Origin of the sequence: Sulfurimonas hongkongensis (genome assembly GCF_000445475.1) — a bacterium.
In the GTDB taxonomy this organism is placed as follows: domain Bacteria; phylum Campylobacterota; class Campylobacteria; order Campylobacterales; family Sulfurimonadaceae; genus Sulfurimonas; species Sulfurimonas hongkongensis.
This window is the reverse complement of record NZ_AUPZ01000010.1, coordinates 15,103-30,217: the sequence shown is the minus strand read 5'-3', so window position 1 is coordinate 30,217 and position 15,115 is coordinate 15,103. Positions and strand designations below refer to the sequence as shown.

The window sequence follows — 15,115 nt, the reverse complement described above, 5'->3', positions numbered from 1 at the left end:
ATAATTGTAATTTTTTTGTTTTAGGAGTTAAATGGAGGTGCGCGAGTCTGGTATGAGTGATCTTTTGTATGTGTGAGTTTGACTAAAAGAGTGGAACTAATTTCGCTAAATTTTACAATCTCTATCTCAGTGAAATCATCGATGATATCAGCTGAAACCGAGTGATTGTCAACTATACAAACTTGACATGTAGAGCTATCATGTTCATGACCAATATGTTCTAACTCATGTATAGCAGTAACAGTTGTAGCAATGATAAATAAAAATGATATCAGCAGTCTTAGTTTCATAAATGAAATTATAGCAGATTTTGATACTTACTCTCATCCTTTTAGAAAATTAATGTGAAAATTATAATATTTTGCACTTGGTGTGGAGTCTCATGAAGTGTAAAAAGAGTAAGATAGAAGATATACTTACATTGCCCGTAGAATATAGGTTAAATTAAGTTAATTTGATTTAGGATACAGGTAAATAAAGGAAATAGAATCATGGATAAGAAAAAAGATAAGTTAGAAAAAATTTCTAAGAAAAAAAAGAAATGACGTTGGTATAAGACTGCCTTATGTTCTATACTAAAACTGCTGAACAAAGCTTAAAAGACTTAGATTGTACATCTGATGGATTATCAAGTAGTGAGGCAAAACAACGCATTCAACACTACGGAAAGAACTCCCTACCAGATGCTAAAAAACGAACCCTTCCCATCATTCTTTTAGAGCAGTTTAAAAGTCCGATAATTTATGTACTTTTAATAGCTGCGATAGTCTCTTTTGCAATTAAAGAGTTTACTGATGCAGGATTTATCTTAGCTGTACTTTTAATTAATGCAATAATCGGAGCATACCAAGAGTATACAGCGGGTCAAAAAGCAGATGCTCTTAAAAAAGTTTTAAAGACTTACGTAAGTGTGCTTAGAGACTCTAAACACGTAAAACTACTAAGTGAAGATGTAACAGTTGGTGATATAGTCTTTTTCGAGTCAGGCGTAAAAGTGCCTACAGATGTACGTCTTATAGATGCCATTGATTTATATTTGGATGAATCTCTTTTAACAGGAGAGTCCATAGATGTAAATAAAGATGCTTCTTATATTTCAACAGATACAAATGAGCCTATCGGTGATAGAAAAAATATGCTTTTTGCAGGTTCTATGGTTACAAAAGGTCGTGGAACTGGTGTAGTTACAGCAGTTGCTAATCAGACAGAGGTGGGTAAAATCGCTTCATTTCTAGCTTCTGATGGTACAACAAAACCACCCTTAGTTTTAAGAATGGAAAAGTTTTCATTAAATATAGCCAAAATTATAGGTGTTATAGTATTGTTACTCGTTTTCATGGGGATTTATCAAGAAGTATCACTTAAGGAGATATTTTTTCTTAGTGTAGCTATGGCGGTCTCAACTATTCCTGAAGGTCTTCCAGTAGCTATTACTGTTGCGCTTAGTGTAGCTAGCTCTTCAATGAGTAAGCGTAATGTCATTGTACGAAAACTATCAGCCATAGAGGGGCTTGGTTCTTGTACTTTGATAGCTAGTGATAAGACAGGCACTATGACGCAAAATCGCCTTAGTGTTGAACATTTTGTAGCACCTGATAAAGCTTACAAGGCAAATGAGTTTATAAATGAAGAAGTTCTTTATTGCTCTATTTTATGTAACGAATCAAACTATGAGATTGTAGATGATGAGTTTAGTTTTATGGGTGATCAGGTTGATGTCGCTTTGGCAAGATATGCGTTAAATATAAATAAATCATTAAATGAACTAAAAAACAGAGCCACGCTTATCGATATAATGCCATACGAACCGCAGAATAAATTTTCAGGTGTTGCATATAAAATTGATGCTAAAACAGTACATTTTATAAAAGGTTCACCAGAGATTATACTCTCTAAGTGTGACCTCAGAGATGAAGATAAAAAATCTTTTAATGAGCAGGTAGATTTATGGGCAGCAAAAGGTTTTAGAAATATAGCTTTAGGCTATAAAGTTAGTGATGAAAAGAAAATTTCTAAAAGCGGATATACTTATCTAGGCTTTGCTGCGATTATTGACCCACTCAGAGATGGAGTGGCAGATGCTGTAACTACAGCTCAAAATGCTGGTATAGGTGTGATAATGGTAACTGGCGATCATCCAAATACTGCATTTTATATAGCAAAAGAGCTAAATATAGCCATAGATAATGATGAAGTAATTGATGGCTTAGAAATCTCCCGCTGGCAAGAAAGAGGTGCTCCAAAAGAGGAAATTGCTCAAAAGCGCGTTTTTGCAAGAGTTTCACCTGAACAAAAACAACTCATCGTAAAAACTTTTCAAGAGTTAGGTCACTTCGTAGCTGTTACAGGAGATGGTGTAAATGATGTTCCAGCACTTAAGTTTGCTAACATAGGTATATCTATGGGTAAAAGTGGGACTGATGTTGCAAGAGAGTCAAGTGACTTGATTTTGAGTGATGATTCCTTTGGTTCTATTGTCAACGGTATAGAAGAAGGTAGAGTTGCTTATGATAATATAAGAAAAGTTATTCATCTTCTCATATCTACAGGTTTTGCAGAGATAATTCTTATAGTACTCTCGATAATATTTTTTACACCTATTCCTCTTTTGCCAGTGCAACTTTTATGGCTAAACCTAGTAACAAACGGTATTCAAGATGTAGCTCTTGGACTTGAAAAGGCGGAACCTGGCGTGCTAAAGAGAAAAGCTCGTGATCCAAAAGAACCTATCTTTAACAAAATAATGATTAGCAGAGTTGTAGTTGGTGGTTTATATATGGGTATATCAGCCTTTGCAGTTTTTTATACACTACTTGAGTTTGGTTATGAAGAGGACAATGCAAGAAACTTAACGCTGCTTTTGATGGTTCTTTTTGAGAATGTACACGTATTTAACTCTCGTAGTGAAAATTACTCTATCTTTAAAATAGACCATAGCAAAAACAGATTTTTATGGATATCAGTCATCTTTGCACAAGCTATACATATAGCATCTATGCACAACCCTTTTATGCAGTCTATTTTAAATATTCAACCCGTTAGTCTAAAAATGTGGGGAACTTTATTGTTTGTAGCCATAATTCTTATTGTTGTTATGGAGATAGAGAGAGTCCTAAGAGCTAAGCTTTGAGAACTATTACTCTCTTAGCCTACTCTCCAAATCACTTACAATCTTATGCATCTTGTAAATAGAATCAGGATTTAAGGAGATGGAATCAATACCGTGTTTGACTAAAAACTCTGTTATTTCAGGATAGTCAGATGGAGCTTGACCGCAGATGCCAATGTACTTATTAGCCTTTTTACAAGCCTCTATAGCCATTTGTAACATACGCTTAACTGCCTCATTTCTCTCATCAAATATATGGGCTATCAAGGCACTTTCTCTGTCAACTCCTAGAACTAGTTGTGTTAAATCATTTGAGCCGATGCTATAACCATCAAAGACTTTTAAAAACTCATCTGCTAGTATGACATTTGCCGGTATTTCACACATTGCGTAGATCTCAAGTCCATTTTCGCCTTGAACTAAACCTTTTGAGTTCATAATGCTTATAACTTTTTTTCCTTCCTCGGGAGTTCTTACAAATGGAATCATAATCTTTATGTTTGTTAGTCCCATATCATCTCTTGCACTCTTTATCGCCTTACACTCCCACTCAAAGGCTTCTTTGTAGCTATCATCATAATATCTACTAGCTCCACGAAAGCCTATCATAGGGTTTTCTTCAAAAGCTTCATACTCTAAACCACCAAGCATATTTCTATACTCGTTGCTTTTAAAATCACTTGTTCGGATGATAACTGGTTTTGGGTAAAAAGCAGCGGCAATAGTACTAACACCCTCGCTTAGTTTATCTAGGAAAAACTTCTTTGCATCTGTGTATGGAGACATAAAGGAGCGAATCTTTTTCTCATCTTTTACAGAACCTCCCTTTTGCATATTTACTAAAGCCATTGGATGAGCGTTGATGGAGTGGCTCATTATGAACTCCATACGTGCAAGCCCGACACCGTCATTTGGCATCTTTGCAAAGTTAAAAGCTTCTGCTGGATTGCCTATATTCATATAGAGTTTTGTTTTTGTATCTTTGAGTGAACTCATATCTATAATCTCTGTCTCATAAGAGAGTTCTCCCTCATAGATATAACCCTCATCCCCTTGGATACAACTAACGGTAACACTAACATCGTTTTGTAAAACATCTGTGGCGTTAGTACATCCGACAACCGCAGGTACTCCAATCTCTCTAGCTACAATAGCTGCATGACAGGTACGACTTCCTCTGTTTGTAACAACAGCAGAAGCCTTTTTCATGATAGGTTCCCAATCAGGGTTTGTAGTATCAGCGACTAGCACATCTCCCTCCTTAAAGTGAGCAAATTCAGAGGTATTGTTTATGATGTTGACTTTGCCGATGCCAATCTTCTCTCCGACTGCTCGCCCTTGTGTGAGTATCTTTGCATCTGGAGTGATATTTAGAGAGTACTTTTTTATGCATGCTGGGTCTTGCTCTTTACTTTGAACAGTCTCAGGTCGTGCTTGGACTATGTAGAGTTTGCCGTCGTTTGCGTCTTTTGCCCACTCTATATCCATAGGTCGTTTGTAATGGTCTTCTATAATTAGTGCTTGTTTTGCTAAATCCATAACTTCATCATCTGTTATAGAAAAACTGTTTTGTTCAGCTTGAGAGGTTTCTATGTTTAGCGTTTTAACTCCATACTCACCGTAGAGCATCTTCTCTTTTTTGCTACCTAAAGAGCGTTTTATAATAGTGTTTATACCATTTCTAAGAGTAGGTTTAAAGACAAAAAACTCATCTGCATTTACACGTCCACTAACAACATTTTCGCCCAAACCCCAGATGGAGTTTATAAGGATTAAATCCTCTGAACCTGTTTCTGTGTCTATAGTAAACATGATACCACTTGAAGAGTTATCACTTCGTACCATCTTTTGTACTCCAACTGAGAGAGCAACCTTAAAGTGGTTAAATCCACGACTCTCTCTGTAGCTAATAGCACGATCGGTAAAGAGTGAAGCAAAACACTTATGTACGCTTTGAAGTAGTGCCTCTGGCGAAGAGATATTTAAAAAAGTCTCTTGTTGTCCAGCAAAAGAGGCGTCTGGCAAATCTTCTGCCGTTCCAGAAGAGCGAACAGCTACATCAACTGCATCTGAGTTATACTCTTTTGAGAGAGTAGCATAAGCCTCTGTGAGTTCATCTTCAAGTATTTTAGGCAGTTTTGAGTTTAAAATAAGTCTGCGAACTTCAAGACCGCGTTTTTGTAGGTTTAGAGTGTCTGAGATATCTAAACCGCTAAGAGCTTCTTCTATCTTTTGTTTTATGTTGTTCTCTTCTAAAAGTAACCAGTAGGCCTCACTCGTTGTTGCAAAACCATCAGGAACATTTATCCCTTTTGGTGTTAGCATCTTATACATCTCACCAAGAGAAGCATTTTTACCGCCAACAATCGCGATATCGTTTATAGTAAGTGAATTAAAAAAACGAATATATCTCATGACTTTATCTCCATAAAAAAGGTGTTTGCGTATATATTATAACCGTATTATATACTTTACGCTACTTCTCCTAGACCAAACTCTACTTGGAATGACAAAAGATGCGTCATCCTGAACAATCAGCCTGTCATCCTGAACAATCAGCCTGTCATCCTGAACTCTAAAGAAACATTTTTGCATAGCAAAAAGCGATTCTCTTGTTTTGATTGGAGGATCTCATGAGATTCCAGCGAGATTCCGTGTCAAGCACGGAATGACAATGAGAAACATCATCCTGAACATTTTCCGTCATCCTGAACATTCTCCGTCATCCTGAACATTCTCCATCATCCTGAACATTCTCCGTCATCCTGAACATTCTCCGTCATCCTGAACATTCTCCGTCATCCTGAACATTCTCCGTCATCCTGAACATTCTCCGTCATCCTGAACTTGATTCAGGATCTCTTTTGATGATTGCTCAAAGCACTCAATTTTATACTTTTTCTTTTAGTAAAATAACAGTAGCAAAAAGCGAGATTAAAATCCCTACAAAAACACTAAAACTTATAGATGTGTCGTGCCAAAAGTACGACATTATCGCAACTATAGCTGGACTCAAATAGAGATACGCCATAAGTTTTTTAGAACCAAGCAGTGCTGCACTTTTTTGGTATAAAAAAAGTGTTAAAATGGTAGTAGCAAGTGCTAGGTAAAGTACATAGTAAAAGAGTTCACCCTCTATTTTGTGCCACTCAAGAGGGATATTTAAAATTTGCATCGATAAAAACATTGCTATAGATCCACCTAAGAGTGTACTAAAAACAAAGACCAAAGCCTTGTCACCTTTTCTATGTAGTGCCTTTAAAAATATAGAATAAAGTGCCATGGAGATAGAAGCTAGTAAAAATATCGCATCTCCAGAGTTAAGTGAAAAACTCAAAAACAGAGCTATATCTGCTTTAAAAACAACAATGCTAGTGCCAACCATAGCAACAAGATAAACCAAGAGTTGCTTTTTACTTATCTTCTCTTTAAAGAAGAAGATACATAAAATCGCAGTAATAAAAGGGATCAGAGTATAAAGAGTGCTTATGTTTAAAACAGTGGTTGTCTCAAGCGCTTTAAACATGCCAATAAAGTACAAAGCGTAAAAAACACCTACAACAGTGCCTCTCCAAAAGGTAGAAGCAAGTTTTTGGCGATACTCCTTTTTTATAAAAATCAGAGATAAAACGATGAGCGCTATAAGAAATCTGTACAAAGTGATAGAGATGGAGTCAATGACTCCTGAGAGTTCTGCTGAGACCAAAAAAGAGCTAGCAATTAAAATCGTAGCGATAGAGAGATAGATATGAGCGAGTAAAATAATGAAGCCTTTAAAAAAACAGATTATAGCACATCTATCTATAGCAAATATCGATGAGCTTTAAAGTTAATTTGTAAACACTAGAAGATATAAAAAGATGGTCAAAAGAGATCCTAAACAATCAAATTATTAACACTCCCACAAATTAATTTCTCTGGATATTTTAAAACCAAGTAAGCCTCTATCATATCCTCTCTTCAACTACGCGAAAACTTCAAAAGTTGTGCAGATGATAAAAAATCTACTAACTCTTCTTTTGCAAAGCATTTAGCCAAGAGCAGCATAACTGGAACGTTTTCTCTCTTGCATTTAAAAAAAGTTGATCTTAAGTATTGAAAAAGCTTCATATAGATTTCTTCTTCTTTCATTTTTCACTCCTGTAATACTTATGTCAAATTATAATAGAGTGCTCTGAACAATTATTAAGGTAGATCCTGAATCAAGTTCAGGATGACGGTTTGTTTGTTCAGGATGACGGTTTGTTTGTTCAGGATGGCGGTTTGTTTGTTCAGGATGACGGTTTGTTTGTTCAGAGTGACGGTTTGTTTGTTCAGGATGACGCGTGTCCCGTCATTCCGTGCTTGACACGGAATCTAGTTTATAAATTAATCAGAGGGTTCAATACTTTGTATTGACATTCAAATCAATATTATATAGTACTCAATCTCGTATTCACGACTAAGTATCTAAAAAAGGAACAATCATGCCAAAAGTAAACATCACCAGCAGGTTCATAGCAAAAGTAGAACCGCCCCAAACAAAGACAAAAGAGGTCTATTACGACATAAAATTAAGCGGTTTTAGTTTAGAAGTAAGACAAACAGGTAGAAAAACTTTTTACTTTAGTTACTCCAAAAATGCAAAAAGAACCTCACGTAAGATAGGTTGTGCAGATATACTCTCAGCAAATGAGGCTAGAGAAATTATAGTTTTGCTAAAAAAAGAGCATATACAAGACAACGTAACTTCTATAATGGTAGAGAAGTCAGACTCTCTTACTATAGTAAATTTTTTTCATGACTTTTATCTTCCATACATACAAAAGCACATCAAAAGCTATGCGGCAAATGAGAGCATCTTTAGAAACCATATTTTGCCAACTCTAGGCTCTACAACCATGCAAAATGTCAAAAAAGTAGATCTTATGAAGCTTCATTCAGAGATGCTTAGCAAAAAGAAGCTCCAACCCGCAACCGCAAACAAGCTCCTTGTTTTTCTCTCTCAAGCATATACTCTTGCATATGAGTATGAACTCCTACAAGCTCCCTACAACCCAGTCACAGGGATAAAACACTTCCAAGAGAACAATGAGAGAGAAAGATTTTTAACAAAAGCAGAGACAAAAAGGCTTATATCCGCAGTAAATGTAAGTGAGAATCTACACCTAAAATACATCATCCCCATGCTTCTACTTAGTGGAGCAAGAAGAGGAGAAGTTTTAAAAGCCCAGTGGAGTCACTTTGATGAGACTCAGATGCTATGGACAATCCCAATCACAAAAAATGGTAAAAAGAGAGTACTACCCATAACGCAAGAACTACACTCTCTGCTAAAACAAATTCCCAAAGAGTCCAAATATCTCTTTCCCTCTAAAGTAACCAATAAACCCTACATCACCATCTACAATAGTTGGAATACTGCAAGAAAAAAAGCAGGATTGCCAGAGGTTAGAATGCACGACCTAAGACACACCTACGCCTCTGCACTTGTTAATGCTAAAAGAAGTCTCTATGAAGTACAAGTTCTTTTAGGACACAAAACAGCAAAGATGACGCAAAGATATGCTCATCTCTCAAACGAGTCTCTACACTCTGCCGCTTCTTGTGCAGCAAGACTTTTTTAGAGGTTATACCACCATCTAGGTGGTGACCACTAAAATTTTCTTGATTTTTTATTAAACCATCATAAATCAACTAACAAATTACAGACAAAAACAACTATAAAATCTTAGCATAAAACTACCTACTAAAGCCCATATACAAGTACTCTTCTATAATTTTTATATTTTGTTTTTATATGTTTAAAAGCATAAAAAAGAGTAAATAGTTTTTTTATTTGCTGATGATTTGCAGGTGAGAAGGAGAGTTTAGGGGTGATTATTTTGAAGATTGAGATATTTAGGGTTTGTAAGGTAGGCTTTTTTTTGGGTGAGGGTTGTATGCTTACTAAAAGTGTTGACGATGAAGTAATCAACGGTACTGATAAAAATGACCTATTTGACGCTACTGAGCTTGGTTCACTTCAAGATGATGACATTATTCTTGATTCATCAACAGACGATAGTGATGTACTTAACGCTTCTGTAAATACAAACGCTACAAAAGCAAGAATCCAAAATGTTGAAACACTAAACATTGATGGTAAATATGTGGCTACAGGTTTTGACTTTACAAATGTAAGTAATGCTCAAGTAGCTAACTTTAACACAGACATCGCTGGTGGTACTGCTACTATAATTGGTGCAAACTCATTAAATGTTGCAAAAATTGTTGCAAAAGACAATATTGCTACCCTTGATATCACTTCATTAGCTTCAGGAACAAGAGATACTGTAACTGTTGACGCTGGTTCAGCTAACTTAAACCTCACAGGTCAAGCAGCAGGAGCTGATATTTATGATGCAACTGTAGCAGCTGAGAAAACTGTAACTTTAGCAACTTTAGCAAGTGCTAACGATGCTGTAACTCTAAATGTTGCTGGTGACTTAACTTTAGATGCTGGTGTTGCTGCAGATAATGCTGAGTTAGACATCACTATCAATGCTACAACTGCAGATAGTGAAATTACACTTTCAGATGCAACTAATATCAACGCTGAGAAAATGTTCCTAACAGGCGATAAAGATGTTACTTTAGTTGTTACTGACGGTGTTGCATTGTCTGGTACTTTAGTTGCTACTGTTCGACAATATGACGGTACACTTATCACTTCAACTTCTACAGGTACAACAACTCTTGAAATCGAGACTTTAGCTGCAACAGCTTTCACTGCTGGTAATGACTTCTCAAGAGCAAAAGTAGATACAGTTGAGTTATCAACTAATATCGCAGGTGCTGCTGGAATCACACTGAATGAAAACACAAAACTAGACCTAACTTCAGATTTAGCTGCAGGTAACTTAACAGTAGCTCTTGACCATGGTGATGAAAATAAAACTGCATTCACTCAAGGTACATTAGTATTAAATATCTCTGAAGCTCAAACAGCAAACTCTATCATTGCAGACGCAACAGTAGGTACTATCATCGTTGAAGCTACTCCAGATGAAGCAATTGACCTAGACTTAGATGAAAATGGTTTTGATGAGACTACAATGTCAGTTAATGATGTGACTTTTGATGCAACTACAGATGTTATGGTTGTTCAAGGTAGTGAAGATATCGAATTTACTACAATCACAGTAGCTGCAGCAGATCAAGTAATCGCTGCTACAAACTTAACTGGTGATTTAACAATCGGTGCTATCGCTGGTGCACATGACGACATCACTATCGTTGGTGGTAAAGGTAATGACACTATTACTACAGCTTTAACTCAAATCTATGATGTTCAAGCAGGTGACGGCGATGACACTATCGACATTACTGCTGCAAAAGCTGGAACAGAGGTGACTGCAGGTAACGGTGACGATACTGTAACTTCATCTGTTAACGCTGCTACAATCGACTTAGGTGCTGGTGATGACACTATAACTGTTGCAGGAAACGATACTGTAACTCTAGGTGCTGGCGCGGATGTTATTAAGCTTGATGACAATCTTACAGGCGTTGTAGTAAAAGACTTTGTAATGGGTACAGATATTATTGAACTTACTGCACCTACAGCGGCATTAACTGTTGCGTTTGATGTTACAGATGTAGATGCTCCAACAGCGGGTGCTTATATTTTCGCAGATGCAGCTACAGTCGGTACAGTTGAAGCAAATGAGTATGGCATTACACTTAAAAATGGTGGTTCTGCATTAACTGCTACAGATTTTTCAAGCTCATTGAGATTAAAAGATGTAGCATTACTTGATACTTCTACAAACAAACTAGGTGACTTAGATGACTCAGTTATCATACTAGCTAATGAATCAGCAACTGTCACAACAGGTGCTGGTGAAGACACTGTAAATATTCAAGCTGGTGCTAGCTCATTGGCAACTGTTAAAGACTTCACAGTAGGTTCTGATAAAATTGTTGTAGCTGGTGCTATAACTGATGACTTAAATGTAAATCTTAACAATGTTACTTCAACAGCTGGTCAATACACAATCGGAGATGGTACTCTTGGAGCTTCATTCAAACTTGAAAATGGTGGTAGTGATATAGTAACAGAGAACAAATTAACTGATATTGTTCAACTAGGAGATAGCCAAACAGTAACATTTGATGTAACTGATAACAGCGATGATTCTACAGATATAACTGTAACAGGTGGTTCATTTGATGATTTCGTTCTATTGACGGGTAATGATGCAGTTGATGATAGAGCTATCTTCAACTTTTCAAACAACGGCGGAGTTGATTATGTTGAGCTTGCAACAGGTACAGGTGAAGAGCTTGTTAACTTTAACAACCTAACAGGTATAGACTCTACTGCTGCAAAAGTTGGTCTTGCTGCAAATGCTGCAAAAGTAGCTGATGCAACTGATAAAGGTGTATATGTATTTGCAGATAGTAGTGATGGAACTGGTTCAGCAAAAATTACTACATTCGTAGTAGATACAAAAAATGGCTACACTCAAGATACAATTAATGACGAAGTAGCAGCATTTATAGATGCAGGCCTTGGTGCACAAGACGGCGAAAAATATGTTGTAGTTATCAATGATGAGTCTTCTACTACATATGTTGGAACTGCTTACGGTACAGGTACTGTAGTTTATGAATCATACGCTTACTTAGTAACAGGTGATGCTGATGGTGTTCAAGCTGACAATATCGAACTTATCGGTATGATTAATGATGGTGGAGTAATTACAACTGCAGACATCGCTTAATCCAATTACTTCTCGTTGCACCTCTACTGAGGCGTAATGTAGACAAAAGCCCAAAAGCTTTCAGCCTCGCTTTCTCTTAAGAGTTAGCGGGGCTTTTTTTTACCAAATTTCTTATTTTTGAGACTAAACATCTAAATCGAGATTTTAACCTCGCACAACCAAAACAGACGAAGTTAAAGCATCGTTTCAAAAATTTATTATTTTATTTAAAATTATTATAGTTATCAAACCAAACAGACAGTTCAATAGCTATGTTAATTAAAAGGAAATTTATTTGACAAAACATCATTGTAGAGTATGCGGTAGCTCTTTGCTAGAGCGACTCTATGCGCCAGCAAAGCAGCCCTTAGCGGCACTAAACCTACCAAAAAGCAAAGAAAAAGCTCTTGAGGCACCAACATACGAACTTGACTTTCACATCTGTCTCTCTTGTAGCCATGTCTACAACATAGCCTTTGACTACTATAAGATACCTTATGAAGAAGATTCAAACCTTATGTACAACTCTGGCAATGATTGGCAGTTGCATATCTTAGATGTAGCTAAGCTTGCTTCTAGTTATGGACTCAAAGGCAAATGTATAGTAGATATTGGCTGTGGTGATGGAGGTTTTTTAGAAGCACTAAAGACAATAGAGCCAGATGCTAGATATATCGGGTTTGAGCCAGGTATAGAAGCACAAACAGCAAAAGACAAAGGTCTTGAAATAAAAAAAGACTACTTTTTAGCAGAGCGTGATATGAAGCACTATAAGCCTGATATTATAATTTGTCGCCATGTTATAGAACATCTCTCACATCCAAAAGAGTTTGTAGAGCATATATCTTATCACGCTTCACTTTGTGAAATTACTCCTATTTTTATAGCAGAAGTCCCCAATATTCAAAACGCACTAAATCAGTTTCGAGTGGCAGATTACTTGTATGAACATGTAAGCAATTTTACAGCTCTAAGCTTTAGATCTCTTTTTGAACTTAGTGGATTTGATATACTAGAGTTTAGTGCAATGTACCAAGAGGAAGTAGTCGTAACAGCCGCACAAGTCTCTAAAAACATTGCTATACATAAAAGTGCCAAACACATCTATAATTCACTCCTCTCTCAAAAACAAAATGTACATACAACACTACAAGCACTTGTTGATAATAAAAAAACTATAGCTCTTTGGGGAGCAACTGGAAAGGGTGCTAGTTTTATAAACAGCTTTGAGCTTAGCTGTGATAAGTATCCTATAGTAGTAGACTCTGATGAGAGAAAGTGTGGTCGCTATGTACCAGGAACAGGTCAGCTTATAACTCACTCATCTACCCTTGTAGATAAGCCTTGTGACATCATACTCATAACTACAAACTGGAGAGCAAAAGATATAGCAGCAGAGATACAAAGAAGAGGCATCTCTTACGAAAAGATACTAGTAGTAGAAAATGCAAGAGTAAAAGAAGTTTAAGTATGAGTAAGAAATATGATATCAGAGAGTTGACTTTACAAGAGTGTAGGATTGACAATAGAGAGTGGATGAAACTTTATCTAAATAACAACTATGATGAACTTACAGTAAAAATGATTGAAATCCTCTCTGCCTTAAGTGATAGTAAAAACTGTTTTTTACAAATAGATAAGCAAACATATATATTTATCAACACTTTATGCAAAAATATTGGCTTTTACTTAACGCAAGAGAGCTACACTATAGAAGATGAAGGCTTAATCTCTAGACTCATGTTGGTAAACAGGACTATTGCAAATATTTTTGAAATATCTTCTTTTGGTTCTACTGATTGTTTTGTGAAAATATTAAAAGAAGCACCAAACAGTCTCGTTAAATTGTTAGTGCTTTACAATGCAAAGTGTAGTGTAGAAGTTCTATACAAAGAGCTTTACAAACAAGAGTCTTTAGAAAATATAGTTAGTAACTGGTATGGAGTGTTTATGAATGATAACCATCCCATAACAAGAGAGTTGCAAACTAAAATGAGTAAGCATCTGCTTCATGTACCTAAAAAAATAAACATCACTCTAACTAGTAGTACGGGATATTTTAATTGTACCTATATCGATAATATTTTAGATAGAAACTATAAACGAAGTTTTAACTCTTCAATGCAGAGTCTAATAGGTATAGATATCAAAAACAAACCTAAGAAGAAAAAACCTCAAATTGCAATAGTTTCTTCAAGATGGAAATCAAGCAGTGCCGTGTATAGATCACTTTTTCCATATATTGAGGCACTTTCAAAGCATTTTGAGTTAACACTTCTCGCTTTAGGCGATGACAACGCTAAAGATATTGATGAGTCAATATTTAAAAAAATCATTCTTATTAAAAGAGAAAAACAAACTGGAACTATAAATGTTTCAGAGATATCGGTTAATGATTACTCTTTAGTTCTATATGCAGATATAGGGATGGATACAGAGAGCCGATTCCTCTCAAATGTAAGAATTGCTCCGCTACAAGCTACAATGTATGGACACCCTGTAAGCACCTTTGGTTCTACAATAGACTTCTTTATAGGTGGCGAAGATACAGAGAGAGCCGACTTAGCAGAAGAAAACTATGATGAAAAGCTTGTACTGATAAAAGGCATAGGAGCTATCCCTATAAAAAATAACTACATACCAAGCAGTGTAAATACTTTTGATGAAAAAAAGATAGTATTTTTAGGTAGTTTCTATAAGATAAATAGTCAAATACTAGATGCACTAGAAGCTATAAATACGCAAAGTAATGAAGTTAGCGGAATAAATCCTAAGTTTATGTTTGTACCAGGAAGTGCTATTATAAGAAACCAATCATTTTTAACTACATCAAGATTTTTAAAAACAAAGCTAGGGGAAGAAACTGAAGTTAATAGACCCATGCCTAATAATGACTACATGGATAAACTAAACTCTTCAACCATATGTCTTGACTCATATCCATTTGGTGGATTCAATTCAATAATGGATGCTCTGCATGTTGGAAAACCTGTTGTTACATACGAAGGTACAAAAGCCTACAACCGACTAGCAAGTGCAGTGATGAGAAGACTAGGGTTAGATGAACTTATTGCTTCGTCACAAGAAGAGTACATAGCAATCGCCACAAGACTACTAAGCGATAAAGAGTTTTATAACCAAGTAGTAAACCACATAGCCCAACTAGACTTCGATGCACTACTTCGTATTAGAGAAGACGAACTAGAAGACTTTGTAAAAAAGATAAAAATGATTATAAGTGGTGAGATAAAAAAGTAGGTGAAAGCTTTGGAAGTGGGAG

General features: G+C 36.1%; 9 protein-coding genes. 5 read left to right on the top strand and 4 right to left on the bottom strand.

Translation table 11 applies throughout. From position 1 onward, the window contains the following. Nucleotides 1–20: 20 nt before the first annotated feature. Nucleotides 21–290, bottom strand: coding sequence for a hypothetical protein (locus M947_RS19700; RefSeq protein WP_021287849.1), 270 nt, complete (start codon nucleotides 288–290; stop codon nucleotides 21–23). Between the two features lie 275 nt (nucleotides 291–565). On the opposite strand from M947_RS19700, the gene M947_RS19695 reads away from it, so the two are divergent. Beyond that, a complete protein-coding gene (locus tag M947_RS19695) occupies nucleotides 566–3,130 on the top strand; it encodes a cation-translocating P-type ATPase (protein WP_021287848.1) in 2,565 nt (854 codons plus the stop codon). A gap of 6 nt (nucleotides 3,131–3,136) precedes the next feature. Here M947_RS19695 and ppsA read toward each other — a convergent pair whose 3' ends face one another. From ppsA to M947_RS23525, 3 genes are all read right to left on the bottom strand, one after another. Next, a complete protein-coding gene (gene ppsA / locus M947_RS19690) occupies nucleotides 3,137–5,524 on the bottom strand; it encodes a phosphoenolpyruvate synthase (RefSeq protein WP_021287847.1) in 2,388 nt (795 codons plus the stop codon). 475 nt (nucleotides 5,525–5,999) lie between these two features. Further along, complete coding sequence (locus tag M947_RS19685) at nucleotides 6,000–6,857, bottom strand: DMT family transporter (protein WP_281166952.1); 858 nt, start codon at nucleotides 6,855–6,857, stop codon at nucleotides 6,000–6,002. Nucleotides 6,858–7,069: 212 nt separating this feature from the next. Beyond that, nucleotides 7,070–7,240, bottom strand: a complete 171-nt coding sequence (locus M947_RS23525; RefSeq protein ID WP_021287845.1) for a hypothetical protein — start codon at nucleotides 7,238–7,240, stop codon at nucleotides 7,070–7,072. 335 nt (nucleotides 7,241–7,575) lie between these two features. Between M947_RS23525 and M947_RS19680 the strand changes: the two genes are divergently transcribed. From M947_RS19680 to M947_RS19665, 4 genes are all read left to right on the top strand, one after another. Beyond that, nucleotides 7,576–8,715 (top strand): site-specific integrase, encoded by a 1,140-nt coding sequence (locus M947_RS19680; protein ID WP_021287843.1) that lies wholly within the window; start codon nucleotides 7,576–7,578, stop codon nucleotides 8,713–8,715. Between the two features lie 258 nt (nucleotides 8,716–8,973). After that, on the top strand, nucleotides 8,974–11,856 hold the full coding sequence (locus M947_RS19675) for a beta strand repeat-containing protein (RefSeq protein WP_156022380.1): 2,883 nt from the start codon (nucleotides 8,974–8,976) through the stop codon (nucleotides 11,854–11,856). 274 nt (nucleotides 11,857–12,130) lie between these two features. After that, nucleotides 12,131–13,303, top strand: a complete 1,173-nt coding sequence (locus M947_RS19670) for a class I SAM-dependent methyltransferase (protein WP_021287841.1) — start codon at nucleotides 12,131–12,133, stop codon at nucleotides 13,301–13,303. A gap of 2 nt (nucleotides 13,304–13,305) precedes the next feature. Further along, nucleotides 13,306–15,093 carry an O-linked N-acetylglucosamine transferase family protein gene (locus tag M947_RS19665; RefSeq protein WP_021287840.1) on the top strand — a complete coding sequence of 596 codons (1,788 nt, stop codon included), beginning with the start codon at nucleotides 13,306–13,308 and terminating at the stop codon, nucleotides 15,091–15,093. Nucleotides 15,094–15,115 lie beyond the last annotated feature (22 nt).